The organism is Sphingopyxis indica, from assembly GCF_900188185.1.
Classification (GTDB): Bacteria; Pseudomonadota; Alphaproteobacteria; order Sphingomonadales; family Sphingomonadaceae; genus Sphingopyxis; species Sphingopyxis indica.
In genome coordinates this window covers 86617-105909 of record NZ_FZPA01000002.1, presented here as the reverse complement: position 1 = coordinate 105909, position 19293 = coordinate 86617, and the positions used below count along the sequence as shown (strand labels likewise).

General features: G+C 67.6%; 11 protein-coding genes and 1 tRNA gene. 5 read left to right on the top strand and 7 right to left on the bottom strand.

The genetic code is table 11. From position 1 onward, the window contains the following. Together kdpA and kdpF are read right to left on the bottom strand one after the other, a co-directional pair. Nucleotides 1-1704 carry a potassium-transporting ATPase subunit KdpA gene (gene kdpA, locus CHB69_RS04890; protein ID WP_089214883.1) on the bottom strand — a complete coding sequence of 568 codons (1704 nt, stop codon included), beginning with the start codon at nt 1702-1704 and terminating at the stop codon, nt 1-3. Nucleotides 1705-1718: 14 nt separating this feature from the next. After that, nucleotides 1719-1808: a K(+)-transporting ATPase subunit F gene (gene kdpF, locus CHB69_RS04885; RefSeq protein WP_089214882.1), complete on the bottom strand. Its 90-nt coding sequence runs from the start codon at nt 1806-1808 to the stop codon at nt 1719-1721. A gap of 432 nt (nt 1809-2240) precedes the next feature. Here kdpF and CHB69_RS04880 point away from each other — a divergent pair, with 432 nt between their 5' ends. The 3 genes from CHB69_RS04880 (at nt 2241) to CHB69_RS04870 (ending at nt 12529) form a co-directional block, all read left to right on the top strand. Then, nucleotides 2241-4910 (top strand): sensor histidine kinase, encoded by a 2670-nt coding sequence (locus CHB69_RS04880; RefSeq protein ID WP_089214881.1) that lies wholly within the window; start codon nt 2241-2243, stop codon nt 4908-4910. Nucleotides 4911-5159: 249 nt separating this feature from the next. Next, nucleotides 5160-10799, top strand: coding sequence for an MBG domain-containing protein (locus CHB69_RS04875; protein ID WP_170935439.1), 5640 nt, complete (start codon nt 5160-5162; stop codon nt 10797-10799). After that, nucleotides 10796-12529, top strand: a complete 1734-nt coding sequence (locus tag CHB69_RS04870) for a ShlB/FhaC/HecB family hemolysin secretion/activation protein (protein WP_170935438.1) — start codon at nt 10796-10798, stop codon at nt 12527-12529. The genes CHB69_RS04875 and CHB69_RS04870 overlap by 4 nt, the downstream gene beginning before the upstream one ends. Before the next feature lie 39 nt (nt 12530-12568). Here CHB69_RS04870 and CHB69_RS04865 read toward each other — a convergent pair whose 3' ends face one another. The 5 genes from CHB69_RS04865 to CHB69_RS04845 form a co-directional block, all read right to left on the bottom strand. After that, nucleotides 12569-14410: a sensor histidine kinase gene (locus CHB69_RS04865; RefSeq protein WP_089214878.1), complete on the bottom strand. Its 1842-nt coding sequence runs from the start codon at nt 14408-14410 to the stop codon at nt 12569-12571. Beyond that, nucleotides 14394-15089 (bottom strand): response regulator, encoded by a 696-nt coding sequence (locus tag CHB69_RS04860; RefSeq protein WP_212541890.1) that lies wholly within the window; start codon nt 15087-15089, stop codon nt 14394-14396. Before CHB69_RS04860 ends, CHB69_RS04865 begins: the two co-directional genes overlap by 17 nt. Before the next feature lie 211 nt (nt 15090-15300). Then, nucleotides 15301-15376: transfer RNA gene (locus CHB69_RS04855), tRNA-Thr, on the bottom strand. 298 nt (nt 15377-15674) lie between these two features. After that, a complete protein-coding gene (locus tag CHB69_RS04850; RefSeq protein WP_212541889.1) occupies nt 15675-16616 on the bottom strand; it encodes a hypothetical protein in 942 nt (313 codons plus the stop codon). Between the two features lie 95 nt (nt 16617-16711). Continuing rightward, nucleotides 16712-17983 (bottom strand): S8 family serine peptidase, encoded by a 1272-nt coding sequence (locus CHB69_RS04845; RefSeq protein ID WP_089214877.1) that lies wholly within the window; start codon nt 17981-17983, stop codon nt 16712-16714. Between the two features lie 108 nt (nt 17984-18091). Between CHB69_RS04845 and CHB69_RS04840 the strand changes: the two genes are divergently transcribed. After that, nucleotides 18092-18580, top strand: a complete 489-nt coding sequence (locus tag CHB69_RS04840; protein WP_089214876.1) for an RNA polymerase sigma factor — start codon at nt 18092-18094, stop codon at nt 18578-18580. After that, nucleotides 18577-19287, top strand: a complete 711-nt coding sequence (locus CHB69_RS04835) for an anti-sigma factor family protein (protein ID WP_089214875.1) — start codon at nt 18577-18579, stop codon at nt 19285-19287. The genes CHB69_RS04840 and CHB69_RS04835 overlap by 4 nt, the downstream gene beginning before the upstream one ends. The last annotated feature ends 6 nt before the right edge of the window (nt 19288-19293 follow it).

Genomic DNA, 19293 nt, shown 5'->3' with positions numbered 1-19293 from the left:
CTAGAAGAGCTGGCCGCGGACCATCGCGAGATGGTCGGCAATCGGGCCGAGGGCGAGGCTGGGGAGGAAGGTCAGGCCGCCGAGGATCAGGACGATCCCGACGAGCAGGCCGATCCACAGGCCGCCGGTGGTGGGAAAGGAGCCGCTCGACGCCGGGACATGGCGCTTGGCGGCAAGGCTGCCCGCGATCGCGAGCACGGGGACGATCACGAAATAGCGCCCGAGCCACATCGCCGCGCCGAGCAGGCCGTTGTAGAAGGGCGTGCCCGCCGACAGGCCCGCGAAGGCCGAGCCATTGTTGCCCGCGGCCGAGCTGAAGCCATAGAGGATTTCGGCGAAACCGTGCGGCCCCTTGTTGAGCGGCCCGGCGAGCCCCTGCGGCAGCACGCTTGCAAGGGCGGTGAAGCCGAGGATGACGAGCGGCAGCACCGCGATCGCGAGCACCGCGAGCTTGACCTCGCGCGCCTCGATCTTCTTGCCGACATATTCGGGGGTGCGCCCGACCATGAGGCCCGCGACGAACACCGCGAGGATCGCGAAGAGCAGAAAGCCATAGATGCCCGCGCCGACCCCGCCGACGACGACCTCGCCGAGCTGGATGTTGAACAGGGGGACAAGGCCGCCCAAGGCGGTGAAGCTGTCGTGCATCGCATTGACCGCGCCGCACGAGGCCGCGGTGGTGATCGCCGCGAACAGCGCCGAGGCGGCGATGCCGAAGCGCACCTCCTTGCCTTCCATATTGCCGCCCGCGACGCCGAGCTGATGGAGGACGGGATTGCCCGCGGCTTCCTGCCAATAGGCGATGCTGACGCCGGCGGCGAACAGCACGCCCATCGCCGCAAGGATCGCCCAGCCCTGGCGCGTGTCGCCGACCGCCTTGCCGAAGCACCAGCTCAGCCCGACGCCGATCGAGAAGATCGACAGCATCTGGACGAGATTGGTCAGCGCGGTCGGATTTTCGAACGGATGCGCACTGTTGGCGTTGAAGAAGCCGCCGCCGTTGGTGCCGAGCATCTTGATCGCTTCCTGGCTCGCGACGGGACCGAGCGCGATCGTCTGCCGCGCGCCTTCGAGCGTCGTCGCATCAACCGACCCGGTGAAGGTCTGCGGCACGCCGCTGGCGATCAGGAAGATCGCAAAGACCACGCAAATGGGGAGCAGCAGATAGAGGGTGATCCGCGTTATATCGGCCCAGAAATTGCCGATCGTCTTCGCCTCGCGCCGCGCGAAACCGCGGAACAGGGCGAAGGCGACCGCGATGCCGGTCGCCGCCGACAGGAAATTCTGGATGGTGAGGCCCAGCATCTGCGACAGGTTCGACAAGGTCGCCTCGCCGCCATACCATTGCCAGTTGGTGTTGGTGGTGAAGCTGACCGCGGTGTTGAACGCGCCGTCGGCGCCGACTGCGCCGAAGCCCTGCGGATTGCCCGGCAGCACGCCCTGCAGCCGCAGGATGGCATAGGTGAAGAGCAGCAGCGCGAGGTTGAAGAGCAGCAGGTGGAGCGCGTAACGCCGCCAACTCTGCTCTTCGGTGGGGTCGATCCCCGCGAGGCGGTAGAAACCGCGCTCGACGGGGCCGAGCAGGCGATGGAACGGGGTCGCGCGCCCTTCGTAGAGAGCGAACAGCCAAAGTCCCATCGGTTTGGCGAGCGCGGCGGTGAGGGCGATGAACAGCAGGATCAGCGCCCAGCCGGACAAGGTCATGGTCGCGTCTCCTCTCAGAAACGTTCGGGGCGCAAGAGCGCGACGAGCAGATAGACGAGCAGGGCGGCGGCGGTGAGGCCGGCGAGGAGCATCGGGGTCGTCATCGCATCACCCTCGCTCGCACAGGCGCGTATAGCCGAGCGTCAGCGCAAACAGCGCGCCGAGCAGGGCAAGCCACAAAAGATCGGACATGGCGGGTCTCCGGCAAAGGCCCGGATGGTGAACGGGCCGGGATAGGATGTGGCGGCCGCTACGCCCCTTCGCCGTAAAGTTTCGCGGGCGAATTTCGCGGTTTGCGTAAAGTTTCCGTAAAGTCGAACCGGCTTCGCTTGGCGTGCATCATCATGCTGGGCTATGGCTTGTTTGAAGAACAACTCCCCAATCTTCCGCCGCTCCGAGCGAAGACGAGGGGGCCGTTCGAGCGAAGCGAGAACCCGCACCGGACCTCGACTTCGCTCGGCCTAGCCCCTCGTCTTCGCTCGGGGCGGCGGAAGTGGGATAGTTCCTTGTCTCAAACGGACGCCGAACCCTCGCCCATGCCCAGCCCGCCACCCTCTGAGCACAAGCGGCCCTTGCCCGACGCGCTGCTCCGCCAGGCGAAGCGCGAGGCGCGCGGGCGGCTCAAGATTTTCCTCGGCGCCGCACCCGGAGTCGGCAAGACCTATGCGATGCTGACCGAGGGCGCCGCGCTCGCGCGCGAGGGCGCCGACGTCGTCGTCGCGGTCGCCGAAACGCACGGCCGCGCCGAGACCGAGGCGCTGATGCGCGGCCTGGAGGTCGTTCCGCGGCGCGAGATCGACTATCGCGGCCACCGCCTCGCCGAAATGGACCTCGACGCGGTGCTGCGGCGCAGGCCCGCGCTCGCGCTCGTCGACGAATATGCGCACAGCAATGTCGAGGGCAGCCGCCACCCCAAGCGTTGGCAGGACGTCGACGAACTGCTCGACGCGGGGATCGACGTCTATACGACGCTCAACATCCAGCATGTCGAAAGTTTGAACGACGTCGTCGCGAGCTTCACCCGCGTCCGCGTGCGCGAAACCGTGCCCGACAGCGTGTTCGAGGGCGCCGAGATCAAGCTCGTCGACCTGCCCCCCGACGAACTGATCGAGCGGCTCAAGGACGGCAAGGTCTATGTGCCGCACGAGGCGAGCCGCGCGCTCGGCCATTTCTTTTCGAAGCCCAATCTGTCGGCCTTGCGCGAGATGGCGCTGCGCCGCGCGGCGCTCAGCGTCGACCGGCAGATGCTTCACGATCTCGACGCGACCGGGCTGGCCGGCACCTATGCCGCGGGCGAGCGCATCCTCGTCGCGATCAGCGAGCAGCCGGGCACCGACACGCTGGTACGCACCGCCAAGCGCCTCGCCGACGGGCTCAACGCGCCGTGGACGGCAGTGCATATCGAAACCCCGCGCAGCGAGCGTTTCGACGAGGAAGCGCAGCGCCGCATCGCCGCATCGCTCGCGCTCGCCGCTACGCTCGGCGCGACGATCGCCACCGTCCCGTCCGAAAATGTGATCGTCGGGCTGCGGGGACAGATCGAAGCGCTGCGCGCGACGCAGCTCGTCATCGGCCGCTCGCAGCGCAGCTGGTGGTTCGAACTGCGCCACGGGTCGATCGTCGAGGCGCTGATCCGCGAGGGGGAGGGGCTTGCGGTGCATGTCATTCCGTCGCCCGGAACCGCCATGACGACGCACCGCCGCGGTGGCTGGGCGCGCGGCTGGGGGCGGTCGGGCAACTATGCGGTCGCCCTCTTGCTGATCGCCATGACGACGGGCCTCGCCAAGCTCGCCGAGCCGTGGATCGGCACGGGGGCGGTCGACCTGCTCTATCTTGTTCCGGTGATCGTCGCGGCGACGCTCTATGGGCTGCGGCCCGGCCTGTTCGCGAGCGTCGCGGCGGCGCTGGCGTTCAACTTCTTCTTCCTGCATCCGCTCTACACCTTCACGATTGCCGAGCCGCAGAGCGTGCTCACGGTCCTGATCCTCACCGGCGTTGCCGCGGTGACGAGCAACCTTGCGGGGCGCCTCCGGACGCGCGCGCGGATCGGGGTGCGCAGCGCGCAGGAGAATGCGTCGCTCGCGGCCTTCGCGCAGATGCTCGCGCGCGCATCCGATCGCGAAACCACCGCTACCGCTACCTGCGACGAAGTCTCGCGCCTGCTCGGCGTGCGCAGCGTCGTGCTCGGCGAACGCGACGGCCTGCTGCGCCCGATCGTCGCGCGACCCGCCGACGCGCGCATTTCGCCGGTCGATCAGGCCGCCGCCGAATGGGCGTGGACGAGCGGCGAGCCCGCAGGGCGCGGCACCAGCACGCTCGTCGCGTCCGACTGGCAATTCCATCCGCTCAAGACGGGGCTCGGCGTGCTCGCGGTGCTCGGCATCGCGAGCGACGACGGCGGCAATCCGATCGCGCCCGACCGCGCGGCGCTGTTGTCGGCGCTCGTCGGCCAGGCCGCGCTCGCGCACGAAAGACTCCATCTCGAGGACGAGATGCGCAGCCTCTCGGTACTCGAAGAACGCGATCGGCTGCGCGCGGCGCTGCTTTCGTCGATCGGGCACGATCTGCGCACCCCGCTCACCGGCGTGACCGCGGCGATCGAGGCGATCGCCGACGAGCATCCCGACACTGCCGCCTTGCCCGTCGCGCGCGCCGAAGTATCGCGACTGCGCCGTTTTCTCGATAATCTCGTCGAACTGGTGCGTCTCGACGCCGGCGGCGTCCGGCTCGATCTGACGCCGGTCGATCTGACCGACGTCGTCGCCGCCGTCGTCCACGATCTCAAAGAACCCCTGCGCGGTCATCACATCAACTTCCAGGTTCCCGCCGGCCTGCCGCTGGTCCGCGTCGACGAGCGGCTGCTCCATCACATTCTCCTCAATCTCCTCGCCAACGCCATCCAGTACGGCGGCAGCGCCGGTCCGATCGACATCGTCGGCCGCCGGACTCCCGATGCCGTGACATTGACCGTGCGCGATCGCGGCGAGGGGCTGGAGCCGGGAACCGAACGGACGATCTTCGACACGTTCGCGCAGGGAAAGGGGAGCGACCGTCACGGAGGCAGCGGCCTGGGGCTAGCGATCGCAAGGGGTTTTGCGGACGCACTGAACATCGACATCGCCGCCGCCAACCATCCCGATGGCGGCGCCGCATTTACACTGAGTTTTCCCAGCCGGTTAATCGCCGCCGCAACTGACTTGTCCTGATTATTTGGTTCAATTTGTGCGCTGCGCAAATTCTGCTTGATCGCACCAGGATTGAAAATGCGGTCCGATACCTGGCGTCGATGTTGAAGATGCGCCGGCCTGGCGGAAAGCATCGACCGGGCAGCTGGCGCCCTTTGCCGCCGCCCTCGCCATCGCGCTTCGCAACTACCTGATTTCATGGATGCCCTTTGGAGGCCTCGCCGCGGTAGGATGAAATGGAGATTTCATCGGGCTTGCGGGGGTACTGAAATGCGCACATCCACTGTCTGGCTGTCGCGGCCGAGCCGCGGCGCCATCGCGCTGGCGACCATGCTCGCTTTCGGCGCGGCCCACGCTCAGGATGCCGCGGTGGTGGCGGGCAAGGCGAGCATCGTTCGCGACGGCGGCAATACGACGATCACGCAGGCCAGCCAGCGCGCGATCATCGACTGGAGCGATTTCTCGGTCGCGGCGGGCCAATGGATGCAGTTCGTCCAGCCGGGCGTAGACAGCGCGATCCTGAATCGCGTGCTGGGCGGCGACCCGAGCCGCATCATGGGGGAGATCAAGGCCAACGGGCGCGTCTTTGTGATCAACCCCAATGGCGTGCTCGTCGGCCCCGATGGCATGATCCGGACCGCGTCGTTCGTCGCATCGACGCTCGACGTCGACGACGCCGCCTTCATGGCGGGCGATGCCTTGAACTTCCGCGGCGCGTCGGGGGCGTCGGTCGAGAATCTCGGCCTTATCCGCGCGGCTTCGGGCGATGTCGTGCTCGTCGGGCGTCACGTCGTCAATGGCGGAACGATAGAGGCGCCGCGGGGGAGCGCGGTGCTGGCCGCGGGGAACGACATTTTGCTGCAATCGTCGGGCGACCAGCGCGTCCTGGTGCGCACCGCGCTGCCCGGGGGCGGCACCGGGATCGACAATGCCGGAACCATCCGCGCGGCCGAGGCCGAGCTGGTTGCAGCCGGCGGCAACGTCTATGCCCTGGCGGTCAGCGCCGGCGGGGTGATCGAAGCGTCGGGCATCGGCCAGCGAGACGGCCGGGTGGTGCTCACCGCCGATGGCGGAGACGTCGCGGTCGAAGGCGCCATCACGGCCCGCGACGCCGATGGAAGCGGCGGGACGATCCTGATCGGGGGCGGGGTGCGCGGCGACGATCCCGCGGTCGCGCATGCGGCCAATGTCCGCGTAGCGGGCGCGGCCGTCCTTGACGCCGGCGCCGGTTCGGAACGGGGCGACGGCGGCCGGGTCGTGGTGTGGTCCGACGGTCGCACCGATTTTTCGGGCCGCATTTCGGCGCGCGGTGGCGGCCTGGGCGGCGATGGCGGCTTTGCCGAAGTGTCGGGCAAGCAGCTGGCGATGAACGGTCATGCCGACCTGCGCGCACCCCATGGGATCGCCGGCCAATTGTTGCTCGATCCCAACGACATCGTCGTCGACACCGACGCCCTGGCCAATGGCGTCAGCGGTTCGACGAGCACACTCACCGACGAGTGGATCAACAGCCAGCTGGCGTTCGGCGCGATCGCCGTCGAGACCGACGCCGCGGTGAGCGGCGGCAATGGCGACATCATCTTCCAGGGCAGCACGCCCTTCGCGACCAGCCTGCCCAATGCGCTGACGTTCGACGCCGCGCGCAACATCGTCTTCGACACCGGGTTCGACGTGTCGGCCGTTCTGACCGGCGTGGATGGCGCTGCCGGGGGTGGGTCTTCGGCGATGACGCTCGGCGATCTTCTGTTTCGGGCCGGGAACGACATCGTGCTGAACGAGGCCTTTTCCGTCTCGCTTACGGCGACCGGCGGACGCGGCGGCGATGCCTCGGGCGGGGCGACCGGGACGGCAGGCGGGACCGTGCAATTGACCCCGGGGTCGACCCTGTTCGAAGCGGGGCGCGACATCGCGGTCAACACCGACGTCACCATGTCGGTGCGCTCGACCGGTGGCGCGGCGGGACTCGGCAGCGGTGCCGCAAGCACGGCGGGCGCGGGCGGTGCGGCGCAGATTTGGGCAGGGTCCGGCTTTCGCTTTGACGCCGCGAACGACATCACCGTCGCGGCGGGCGCCCAAATGTCCAAGATCGTCGAAGCGCAGGGCGGCGCCGGCGGGGCGTCGAGCGGCGCGGGCATAGCAGCCAGCGGAGGCATCGCCACCGCCGTGGCCCGGCAGTTCGATCTCGTCGCCGGCAATCGCTTCACGCTTGCCGCGGGCGCACAGCTCTCCAACGACGCGACGGGCATCGGCGGACAATCGGGAAGCGACGATGGCGGCGCTCCGGGGGGCTCGGGCGGCGCCGGCAATGCCACCGCCGGCAGCTTTCAGGTCGATGCGGCCGATGTCCTTTTGCTCGGCGATACGATGCTGTCGGCGACCGCGCGCGGCGGCGACGGCGCGATCGCCGGCAGCACCGCGGGGGTCGATGCGGGCTTCGTCGGGGCGGGCGATCTGGTGATCCGCTCCACCGGAGACATCCAGCTCGGCGGGACGGCCACCGGTTTTCGCCAGCAATTCACGGGCGCCGATCATGGCGGCTCCGGCGGTTCGGTGGGCGGCGCAGGCGGCAGCTTGAGCGGCGGGGGATTCGAATATCACGCCGGGCGCGACATCGTCACGGCGCCAGGCGGAACGCAGGTCGATTCCGCCGATCTCGTCGTCCTCGAGGCGGGCCGCCATGTGCTGCTCGAGAACAGCAGTTTCGCTTCGGCGGGTGCATCGGGCATCCCCCTGTTGCTGATCGCCGACAATGATTTCCCGACCCGCCCCGCCGTGGGCGAGGGCGCGATCCGGCTGGTCGACACCAATCTCGCCTCCGCCGCCGGCGTGTCGATCTGGGGCGTGTCCGATGCGCTGGTCGATCTCGGCGGCTGGGTGCCGAGCGGCTATGGCACCGCCGCCGAATGGCGCGGCGAGGGCGGCAATTTCATGGACCTGGGGGTGCATTGCAAGCTGATCTGCAGCGGCACGCCGACGAGCTATGCGCTGACCATCACCGCCGACGACAAGGCGATGACCTATGGCGCGGGCGCCTTGCCGGCGTTTACCGCCAGCTATGCGGGCTTCGTCGGCGACGACGATGCGAGCGACGTTACCGGACTGCAGTTCAGCACCAATGCGCTTTTGGGCAGCAATGCCGGAACCTATTGGATTCGCCCCTATGGCGCGAGCGCGCCTTCCTATTATGACGTCACCTATGTCGATGGCGTGCTGACAATCAATCCGGCGCTGCTCCATGTCGCCGCGAATGATGCGAGCCGCCTCTATGGCAGCAGCAACCCGATTTTCGGCGTCACCGTCACCGGTCTCAGGAACGGCGATGATGCCGCACAGGTGGTCGGCTACAACGCCTCGGCCACCGCGACCATCGGCAGCAATGTCGGCAGCTACAGCATCGCGCCCAATGCGACGCTGCTGTCCGCCAATTACACGCTGAGCCAGACCGACGGCACGCTGACGATCACCCCCGCGCCGCTAACCGTCGCGGCCGCCGATGCGAGCCGTCTCTATGGCGATGCCAATCCGGCCTTCGCCGCCAGCGTGACCGGTTTGAAGAATGGCGACAGCGCGGCGGATGTCGTCAGCTATACGCCGACCACCACTGCGACCATCGGCAGCAACGTCGGAAGCTACCGCATCGCACCCAACGCGGTGCTGCTCTCGGGCAATTATGTGCTCGCGGCACAGACCGACGGCACGCTGACCGTCACCCCGGCGCCGCTGATGGTGACCGCTGCCGATGCGAGCCGCCTCTATGGCGAAGCCAATCCGGCCTTCACCGCCAACGTGACCGGTTTGAAGAATGGCGACAGCGCCGCGGATGTCGTCGGCTATACACCGACGACCACCGCGGCCGTCGGCAGCAACGTCGGCAGCTACGCTATCGCACCCAACGCGACGCTGCTTTCGGGCAATTACAAGCTCGCCGGGGAAGTGGACGGTACGTTGACCATTTCGCCCGCCGAGCTGATCGTGCGGCTGCTGTCGGGCGATGTCGTGCGCGGCGACACGCCGGTTGATCTGGTGTCGATGACCAGCGATTTCGATGCTCAAAATCCCGGCAGTGCGGTGACCTATCGGTCGCGCTTCACGAGCCAATATGGAACCGAGGACAAGTTCGAATGGCAGGTTTCGGGCTTCGCCGGAACCGACTTCGGACTGAGCGGTGCCCCCAGCTTTACCGGCGACGGGGTGAACAGCGCCTATCGGCTCGATCTGGGGACGCTCAGCGCGTCGCCCAATTATCGCATCACGCTTGCGCAGCCCGTGGGGATCGGCTGGCTGACGGTCCACAATCCGACGCTGACGGTGTCGATCGCCGACCTCTATGCGATGGCGCAGGATCTGGTTTTCAGCCCGCGCTACGTCTTCAGGGGCTTTCGCGGCCCAGAGGCCGCCGAACGCGAGGGCAAGGATTTTCACGACGACCAGTTCGGCTGGACGACCACCGCCACCATAGGAACGCCGGGGCTCTATCCGATCACCCCGACCGGCCCCGCGACCTTCGACGGCGTGCGCGACGGCTATGGTCCCTATGACGTCGAATATAGCGGCGGAACGCTGACCGTCCTCAACGAAGACGGCAGCCTCTATCATCTGCCGGGCGAGTGCGAAGGCAAGAAATGCCTGTTCGCGCCCGTGACGCAATTGCTCGTCGAAAATGCCAGCCCGAAACGGGTGCCGCTCTATAATTTTACCGGCGTTCCAAAGATATTCGGCTTGCCCGCCAATTTCACCGGGCAGCTCGACACGATCGTCGGACGCTTTCTGGCCGCCGCGGGCCAGCCCAGCGACGCCGCCAGCGTCAACAACTGGCTGCTCGCGAACGCGCAGAATCCCGATGCCTATGGCCAGATCCTGCCCTTCATCCTGAGCTGGATGCAGGATTATGAACGCAACAGCTTCAACGCCGAGCGGATCGGCATGATCGAGCGCTATCTCGATGGCACGGCTTCGCCTACCGAGCGGGCTCTGGTGCAGTTCAACTATGGCGGATCGGAATGGCAACTCCGCCAGCGGCTGGCCGATCTGAAGAGCTATACGACCGTCCCGAGCGCGAGCGATGCCGCGCTCTATGACTACATCATGACCGATCTGCAGAACAAGCGCATTGCCGCCGCCGATGCCGCCGTCCAGGCCTATAAGGACTGGAAGGTCGCGTCGGAGCAGAAGAAGGCGGACAAGCTGCCCACGCTGCTCGGCCTGTTCGACCTGGGCGAAAGTCCGCCGCAGGAGCTGATGACGGCGGCAGGCGGCGGCGCCAACCCCGGCGATGCGAATCCGGAAATCATGGCGCGCGTCCTCGGTGCCGCCGGCTCGGCTTGGGTCGGGGCCGGCGTCGGCGGGGTTGCGGCCGCCAACATAACCGAGATTTCGGTGGGCCTCGCTACCCAGGTCGCGCGCTATGGCGCCAGCACGACCGGGGCGGCCGGCAGCGCCTTTGCGGGGCCGCTGGTCATCGTCACCACGGCGCTGCAAATTGCCGTGAGCGGCATCGTCAAGGTCGTGAACGACAGCCAGTTCGAAGACAAGCTCTACGAAGCGGCCGAGCAATCGCGGAGCAACATGTCGATCACGCAGATGCTGGGCAGCAGCGACAATCCGGCATTGCAGATGGGCACGGTCGCCAATCTGGCGGCGCTGCTGTCGGGCGGCACGACCGAAGGCGCGGTGTCGACGACCTCGACCGAGATCGGCCCCCTTCCGGGCGGCGGCATGGTGATCGAACAGCCGCCGATCGTGCTCGATCCTTCGAAAATCATGACGCTGGAGACCACGACGGTAACCAATCCCGACGGAACCATCACCATGACCTCGATGCCCGTCCAGGGCACCCCGATGGCGCCGATCGTCGTGGCGCCGCCCGAACCCGTCGCACAGCCTTCGGGCGGGCCGGAGGCGCAGCCGTGACAGCAGATCGCCGGCAATCGCCCGCCGCCCGGACATGGCCGCTCGGCGCGCTCTCCGCCGCGCTGGCCCTGGTCTCGCCGCTCCCCGCGTTCGCGCAGGATCTGCGGACGGTACAGCCGCAGCCGGTCCCGCCGCCGCTCGATGCGCCCGCTCCGCCGGACGCGGCGACCGAAAGCTACGGCGTTCTGCGCGGCGTTCGGGTGCTGACCGATCCGGCGCAGTTGCAAAAGCAAGGGGTCGCCGTCGAAGGCATCGCGATCGACGACACCGCCGCACTTCCCGGTGCGTCAGTTCGGGCAGCGCTCGCGCCCTTCATCGGCAAGCCTCTCGATCTGGCGCTGCTCGACGATATGCGCGCCGCGCTGGCCCAGGCGCTGCTCGACGGCGGCGAGCGTTTTGCGCGCGTCGTCGTGCCGGCGCAGGAGGTGCCCGGCGGCGCGGTGCAGTTGCTCGTGCTGCGCGGCCGCGCCGGCACGATCGAAGTGGCGGGGGCGAAATATTTTTCCGAAGCCAGCTATCGCCGCGAGCTGCGGATCGAGCCGGGCGATCCGATCGACCATGCGGCGCTCGATGCCGACATCGACTGGCTGAACCGCAACCCCTTTCGCCGCGTGCAGCTGGTCACCCGGCCCGGCGCGACGGCAGGCGAGGTCGACCTGACGCTCCAGACGACCGAGCAACGTCCCTTGCGCGTCTATGGCGGCATCAACAACAGCGGCACGAGCAGCACCGGCTATGGCCGCGCCTTCGTCGGTCTCAACTGGGGCAATGTCTTTGGGCTCGGGCACCAGCTCGGCTATCAGCACACCCATTCGATCGACGATTGGGATCTGTTTCGCAGCGACTCGGTGAACTACACGGTGCCGCTGCCCTGGCGGCACCTGCTCACCGCCAGCGTCTCGGTGGGGCACGTCAAGAGCCGGGTGCCCGAACCGCTCGATCAGCGCGGCAAATCGTCGGCCTTCTCGCTGCGATATCTGACCCCGCTCGCGGGCACGGGAAATTTTCACCACGAACTGACGCTCGGGCTCGACTACAAGCGCAGCGACAATAATCTGCTATTCGCCGAGGCCCCGGTTTTCGGTGCCGCCACCGACATCATGCAGGCGAGTGTCGGCTATAGCGCGAGCCTCGACGATGCGGGCGGCGTGACCGCGATGGACGTGACGCTGGTGCTGAGCCCCGGCGACATTTCGGATCGCAACACCGACGCCGCCTTTCAGGCCCAACGCGCGGGGGCACGGGCGCGCTACACCTATTTGAACGCCGGGCTGAATCGCCACACGCGGCTGCCCGGCGATTTCACCTGGGTGTTCGATCTGAGGGGACAGGTGACCAGCACCAATCTGCTCGGCAGCGAGCAGCTTGCGATGGGCGGCGCCGGGTCGCTGCGCGGCTTCGACGAGGGGCAGGTCTATGTCGATGAAGGCTTCGTCCTGCGCAACGAGCTTCGTCACCCGCCCATGGCGGTGCTGAGAAGTCTGGGCGGCAAGCTCGCCGACCAGATGCAGCTGCTGTGGTTCGTCGACTACGGGCTCGGCTTCGTGCATTCGCCGCTGCCCGACGAACGCGCGCGCTACTCGCTCGCCAGTGTCGGCTTCGGCGTGCGGTACCAGCTCGGCAATCATCTCGATTTCAGGCTCGACCATGGGGTGCAGATCGGCGATCCCGGAACCGATCCGCGCGGGCGCCACTATGGCACGCATGTCGGCCTGACCCTCTCGTGGTGACGGCACCCGCGCCGCATCGCTCGCAAGGATTTCGCGGCCCTATTGCTCCGCCGGCCGGGCGATGGTGACGGTCAGAGCGGTTCGGCCGGGGGCCGAGGCGATGTCGAACGTTCCGCCCAGCCGCGCGGCGCGCGAGGCCATGCTCTGAAGTCCGATTCCGCGTTCGCCGGTGGACCGCTCCTCGAACCCGCGTCCATTGTCGACGATCGTGATGCGAAGGGCCGCGTCCCCCTGCCTGACGGCAACCTCCACCTCGCTGGCGCCGCTGTGCTTGATGACATTGGTCAACCCCTCGCGAACGATGCGAATGATATCGAGACTGTTCGCGGCAGGCAGCGTGAAACCGTCGAGGTCGTCGAGGTTCCAGCGGCACCGGATGTCGCGATTCTCGCACAACAGGGTCAGCCGGGCACGCAGCGGTGCGAGCCATCCCGCCAGCGGCTGGTCGGCCGGACGAACCCCTGCCGACATGTCGATGACGAGCCGCAGTTCCTCGCGCAATTCCTTCAGGATCGACAGAAAACGGGGGGTGGAAACCGCGCGTCCGTCATGCTCCAGCATCGCGATATTGTTGACCAGCGTCGCCCCCATGCCGTCGTGCAGATTATGGGCAAGCCGCATCCGCTCTTCCAGCTTGGTCCGTTCGAGTTCCAGCGCATGTGCGCGATTGAGCATGTCGGCGAGTTCGTTTCGGGCGACCGCGATCTCGGCGCTCAGCTGTTCGTTGAAATGCTCGACGCGCCGCATCGCCGAAACGAATTTCCGGGCCAGCACGACCGCCATGCAGACGATCAGAACCTGCGAGACGATCGACGAATAATAGACATTGTCCCGCGATATTCCGATGAAGACCAGCAGGTCGTGCGCGCCCGCGATCAGCATGAGCCCATGCGTCAGGTTCAGCACCCAATAATCGACGCGGGGGCTGCGCCAGGTTTTGGCGAACAACATTGCGGCGGTCGCGAAATAGAGCGCGACGCTCGCGATTGCGAGCATGGTGCGCGTGACGCCGATCAGATGGTGCGGCACGAGCCACATTGCGGCGATGGCGCAAGCGACACTCACCCACAGCAGCCGTTCGATGCGGGGCGAGCGCCGTTCGAGAAACCGGATGACGAACATGCAATAGCTCGCCGCGAAGAGGATCAGCATACTCAGCGTCGCGCGCGCCCAGCCATCGCTCGTGGCGAACGGCCACGGCCGCGTGGCCACCAGGTTGAGCGAATATCCCGCCCAACCGAGCAGCGCGAGGCTGTACCAGCCGTAGGAGGTCTCCGATCGTCGAAGCAGCCAGATGGCGAGGAAGAAGATGGCGAGCGCGGCGGTGATCCCCATATTGAACAGCGGCAGCACGCGCCGCATCTTGCGCACCGCCTCATAATGCGCCTGCACGCGGGTCGGATCGCCGATCGTGACGGGGCCGAGCCCCGGCTGATATCGGGCATAGCCCGAAACCCGGAAAAGAAGCGTGTTGCGGCCTTCGCGCAACGCCGGCGCGGTGAGCAGCCAGTGTCGCGGCCGGTTCCACGAACGCGACAGCGGCTCGGTCAATTGCGCATCGCGCGCGATCGGTTGCCCGTTCAGAAAGGCCGCCCCCGCCAGCGTCCAGTAATCGACCGCCACCCCGACCGGCTGCGCCGCGTTCCCCTGCGTCCAGGTCAGCCGATACCAGACGACACCGTCATGGCCGGGCCAGCGCGTCGACCAGTCGTCGGGCAACGCCACGCGGTGCCAGCCTGCGATCGGCGGCGCTTGCGAATCCCAGTCCGCTTTCGCGGCTTCGACGCTTTCGAACGATAGCGGGGCCGGGCGCGCTTCCGCGGGCCTTGGCACGAACAGGAAGATCGCGAGCCAGGCGAACCACCTAAGGCAGGAAGCCATGCGCCCGCGCTTCGAACACGGCTTCGGTCCGCGAACGCACCGCCAGCTTCTTGTAGATATTCCGGATATGGCATTCGACCGTGAGCGGGGACAATCCGGCGAGTTCCGCAATCTCCTTGTTGGTGAAGCCCTTGTTGACCAGCGTCAATATCTCGATCTCGCGCGGCGTGAGAGGTGGACCGGCGGCGGGCGGCGGCGGGGCCTCGGCGGGTGCTTCGGGCGGGCCGATCATCGCCAGAATATGGCGCGCGACAAAGGGGTCGATCGGGGCGCCGCCGCGCAGGACGCTGCGGATCGAAAGCGTGATCTCGATATCGTCGCGTTCCTTCAACAGATAGCCGCTCGCGCCGGCCTGAAGCGCGCGGAGAATGATCTGTTCGTCGCTCCACGCCGAGATGACGAGGATCGGCAACGCGCGGTCATTTCTGTGCATTTCGCCGATCAGGTCGACGCCGTTGCCGTCGGGCAGCCCGATGTCGACAAAGGCCATGGCGAAAGGCTGGGCGGCAAGCAGCGCTTTGGCCTCGGCAAGATTCGACGCGAAGGAAAGCACCTCTTCGGTGTAGCCCAGCGCGCCCAGAATCGATCGCAGACGAACATGCATGATCTGCTCATCTTCGACGAGCAGAAGCGGCGCTGGCAGATCGGCGCCGAGGTGGCCGGATTCTTCCTTGTTCAACCGCGGGTCCGATCAAGCACATTACCAAAGCGCCACCGCTCGGCGGCACAATCGTCAGCTTGGCATAAATGATTTAATCAAACATCCTCGGAATCAGGTAGGCTTGCCATGTTGGGGCCGCTTGGACGGTCTTTCGCTCCTGCAAATAGGCGCGGACGCGAAAGGACAGTCGCCGAATCCAGCAGCAGCGGTCCATTTTCAGGGGGAGGACTGGTGCCGCTTACAGGACTCGAACCTGTGGCCCCATCATTACGAATGATGTGCTCTACCAACTGAGCTAAAGCGGCAACGAGGGGCGCCCCTAGCAGCGTGATTGGCGCATGACAAGCACTGACGAGCTTTTGTTGTCGCCGCCATGCGAGCGCGCTGGCGGTGGGCTCATAGCGGGTTTGCCGCCGCTCCCCAATTCCGCGAGCGGGGAGGCGCTGCAAGCGGCGCAGGACGCGGACGTATCGGCCTTCCCGGCGATCGGCTCGAAAATGCGTCATCTTCGCTCGTCATCCGGTTTTCTCTCCGCTTGCCGCGACGGCAAAAATATGCGCCGGCGCGAAGGCCGGCGCATTATCCTTTCCGGGTTTCCAATGGTCAGTCGGCGTGCGCGCCGCGGCGTTCGGCGGCGTTGCCGCGCGCCGCGGCGGATTCGGGCGCCGGCTGGCCCTTACGCTGCGGCCGGGGTTCGGCCGATGCCTCTTCCTGCTGTTTGGCGGTCTTCCTGAGCTCGCCCCTGGTCATGCCGGTGACGAGGACATCGCCGGATCCCGTGAAGCTGGTCGCGGGAAGCGTCGCGAAGCGATCGCCGGCCTTGACGGTGACGGATTGCACAAGGCCGCGGCCGGTCTGGCGGACGGCTTGCACATGGCCGATCACCTTGCCGCGCGCGTCGGTGACCGCCATGCCTGGTTCGACCGCGAACATGCCGGCCCCGTTCGCCGCGCCGGTGCCGGCGGCGGCGAGCCCGCCGAGGCTGCCTTCGAAGTTGCCAGCCGCCGATCCGGCGCCGTTCGCAGCGCCCGCCGCGCCTGAAGGCGCGCCGCCCGCCTGGTCGCGAACGCCGCCAAGGGCGCCGCTGGCGGTTCCGGTCGCGGTCGAGGCGGCGCCCTTCGCGGTCCCGGCCGCGCTGCTGCCCGCCTGGCGGACATGGTCGGTACCGATGAGTTGCGCATCGAGACTGCCGCCGCCTTGGGCACGTCCTGAACCTTCAGCGCTGCCGCCGATCGCGTTGCCGATCAGGTCGCTGCCGCCAACGGCCGATCCGCTGCCGCTCGCGTCGCCGCTTCCCTTGCCTTGCACGCGGCCCGCGCGGCGGTCGACATGGGCTTCGCCGCGTCCCGACCCCGCAAGTTCTCCCGCGGAGCCCAGCGTGCCGCCGATGGGACCGGCCGGGTGGCCGAGCGTGCCGCCCAAGGTGCCGCCGAGCCCGCCGGTGAGTCCGCCTCCGCCGCCGAGCAGCTGCGCCGAGGCCGGAGCCGAGAAGGCCAGAGCCGACGCCGCGAGCACCATGGTCGAGGTGAAAATATGATTTGCCATTTGTCCTACTCCTGAATTTGCGGCCGCGAGGGGATGGGCCTGAGGAGAGAACGACGGCGGCCGGGAATTTCTTCCGGACCGATTGTGGGTGATGGTCAGCGGCCGCACGTTCCGCAAATCAGGCCGTGGCCATAAATTTTATCGCGACCCCTTTTGCCGATGTCGCGGGCTTCCAGAACCAGTCCCGCGATGGCCGGGCCGATGCGGTCGACCGAGGGCGCGGGGTAGCGTCGCGCCAACCGCCCCGCGACGAGCGGCGCGGCAAAGGAGGTTCCGCGCATCCTGTCGGTCCCGGCCACCCCGGTCGCGGCGAGCACAGCCTCGCCGGGTGCGGCAAAATCGACATGCAGGGCCCGGCCGGCCTCGGGTAGCGCGCGTCCCTTCGTATCGACGCCGGTGACCGCGAATACGCCCCGATAGGAGGCGGGGTAGGCGGGCGGCGCGGCGGGGCCGTCGTTGCCGACCGCCGCGACGATCAGCATCCCGCGCTGCTGGGCGCGGGTGACGGCGATGGCGAGCAATTTGTTGTCGGGGCCGACGAGACTGATCGTCGTGACCGCAACGCCATTCTGCACAAGCCAGCCGAGTGCGCGGGCGATCGCACTGGCGCTGCCGCCCACAGGATCGACGCCATAGACGTCGGCGGCCAGCAGCCGTGCCCCCGGCGCCGATCCGCGCACACTGCCTTCGCCGATCAGCAGCGATGCGACAGCGGTGCCGTGACGGCTCGGCGCAGGGGCGCCGGTTGCGAAGCCGCGCTGTTCGACCCGCCCGGCGACCGAGGGATGCGCCGCGACACCGCCGTCGATCAGGCCAAGCGCCGCCGTCCCGGTGCCGCTCGTGGCCGCCAGCGCCGCCGATAGCGGCGCATGGCCGGCCGCGGCGTTGCCTCCGCTTGCAAAATAGAGATTGTCGACATCGACCTCGGCGTCCGGAAGCAGCTTCGCGAGCTGCTTGCGCGCGCGGCCAAGGCTGCGTCCGTCGGGCACGCGAAAGCGCGCGAGGTCGAGGCCAAGGCCTTCGATATGCTCGCGGTGGAGAAGCGCGAAACCCTCACCGGCCGCGCGCGACACCATCGCGTCGTCGATGCCGCTTGCGATCAGAACAGCGCGCACCGCCGGCTCGCCGCGCTCGTCGAGTTCGACGCGGTCCGGATTCTGGCGCAGCAAGGTAGCGATCCGGTCGAGCCGCAAGCCGGCCAGCATATCGTCCACCGTCGCCAATGGCTCGGCACCGATCGAGGGGAGCGGCGGCAATGTCTGCGTCGGATCGGGAAGCCGCACCGACGGCAATCCGATCTGGGCGGATGCGCCCGGCCCGGTCAGCAGCAGGCTTGCGGCGAGCAATAGGGCGGTCGGTAATCGCATATCCTGTCCTGTTTGACCTTCGCTCCCCGTCGGCGCAAAAATTTAGCACGATATGGAAGAAACGGTAAAAGGCTGTCGTTTCTTCCCCGAACGGACGAAAAGGCGACGATGCGCTTCGAAGAGGAACTGGTCGAGCTTTTGCCGCGCCTGCGCCGCTTTGCCCGTGGGCTGGCGCGCGACGCCGGCAGTGCGGACGATCTGTGCCAGGCGGCGGTTGAACGTGCGCTGAAGTCGCAGGGCCAATGGCAACGAGGGACGAAACTGGATAGCTGGATGTATCGCATCACTCGCAACCTCTGGATCGACGAACGCCGCGCGGCGGGCCGGCGCGGGGCGCATGTCCCGATCGACGATGCCGTAGTCCAGATCGCGGGCGACGGCGCGGCCGAGGTCGAGGCCGGCGCGATGCGCGGCGATGTCGACAGCGCAATGGCACGTCTGCCCGACGAGCAGCGCGAGGTCGTGATGCTGGTTCTTGTCGAGGGTTATGCCTATCGCGAAGCGGCGGAGATACTGGGCGTGCCGATCGGGACCGTGACGTCGCGCCTCGCACGGGGGCGCGAGACGCTGATGCATCTACTGGGAGAGGCGGCATGACCTTTGACCCTGCAACCGTGGCGGCGTTCGTCGACGGCGAACTCGACGGTCCAACCGCGCGCCGGATCGAACGCGAGGCCGAAGCCGACCCGGCGCTGGCCGCCGAAATAGCCCGGCATCGGGCGCTCAGGGGCAGACTGGCCGCACATTATGCACCGATTGCCGAAGAGCCCGTGCCCGAACGGCTGCGCACGCTCCTGGCGGCCGATGGCAAGATCGACACCAGCCTTGCCGCGCGGCGCGAGGCAAAGCGATCGCAGTTTGCCGCAATCCATTGGGGGGCGATCGCGGCCTCGCTCGCGCTGGGGCTGACGATCGGCCTCAAGCCCTGGGCGCCTGCCGCCGACATTGCATCCGAGCAGGGCCGGCTAATTGCGTCCGGAGCGCTGGCGAAGGCGTTGGACAGCCAGCTTGCCTCGAACCAGCCGCAAAATGCACGGGTGCGCATCGGCCTCAGCTTCCGCGACCGCGAAGGGCGCTATTGCCGCAGCTTCGACAGTGGCGCGCTGGCGGGCATAGGGTGCCGTGACGACGGACGCTGGCAGCTCGAACGGACGGCGCGCAGCGAAGCTGGCGGCGCCTATCGCCAGGCGTCCTCGGGCGAGTTGGCGGCGACGGCGGCCGCCATGATGACGGCGGATGGCCCGCTCGACGCCGACGCGGAACGCGCGGCGCGCGACGCCGGCTGGCGAGCGCCCCGGCCGTAAACCGGG

Bases quoted from the DNA above. Each gene is read 5' to 3' on its own strand.
- kdpA (WP_089214883.1), bottom strand. From the start codon at position 1,704: ATGACCTTGTCCGGCTGGGCGCTGATCCTGCTGTTCATCGCCCTCACC.
- kdpF (WP_089214882.1), bottom strand. From the start codon at position 1,808: ATGACGACCCCGATGCTCCTCGCCGGCCTCACCGCCGCCGCCCTGCTC.
- CHB69_RS04880 (WP_089214881.1), top strand. From the start codon at position 2,241: ATGCCCAGCCCGCCACCCTCTGAGCACAAGCGGCCCTTGCCCGACGCG.
- CHB69_RS04875 (WP_170935439.1), top strand. From the start codon at position 5,160: ATGCGCACATCCACTGTCTGGCTGTCGCGGCCGAGCCGCGGCGCCATC.
- CHB69_RS04865 (WP_089214878.1), bottom strand. From the start codon at position 14,410: ATGGCTTCCTGCCTTAGGTGGTTCGCCTGGCTCGCGATCTTCCTGTTC.
- CHB69_RS04850 (WP_212541889.1), bottom strand. From the start codon at position 16,616: ATGGCAAATCATATTTTCACCTCGACCATGGTGCTCGCGGCGTCGGCT.
- CHB69_RS04845 (WP_089214877.1), bottom strand. From the start codon at position 17,983: ATGCGATTACCGACCGCCCTATTGCTCGCCGCAAGCCTGCTGCTGACC.
- CHB69_RS04840 (WP_089214876.1), top strand. From the start codon at position 18,092: ATGCGCTTCGAAGAGGAACTGGTCGAGCTTTTGCCGCGCCTGCGCCGC.
- CHB69_RS04835 (WP_089214875.1), top strand. From the start codon at position 18,577: ATGACCTTTGACCCTGCAACCGTGGCGGCGTTCGTCGACGGCGAACTC.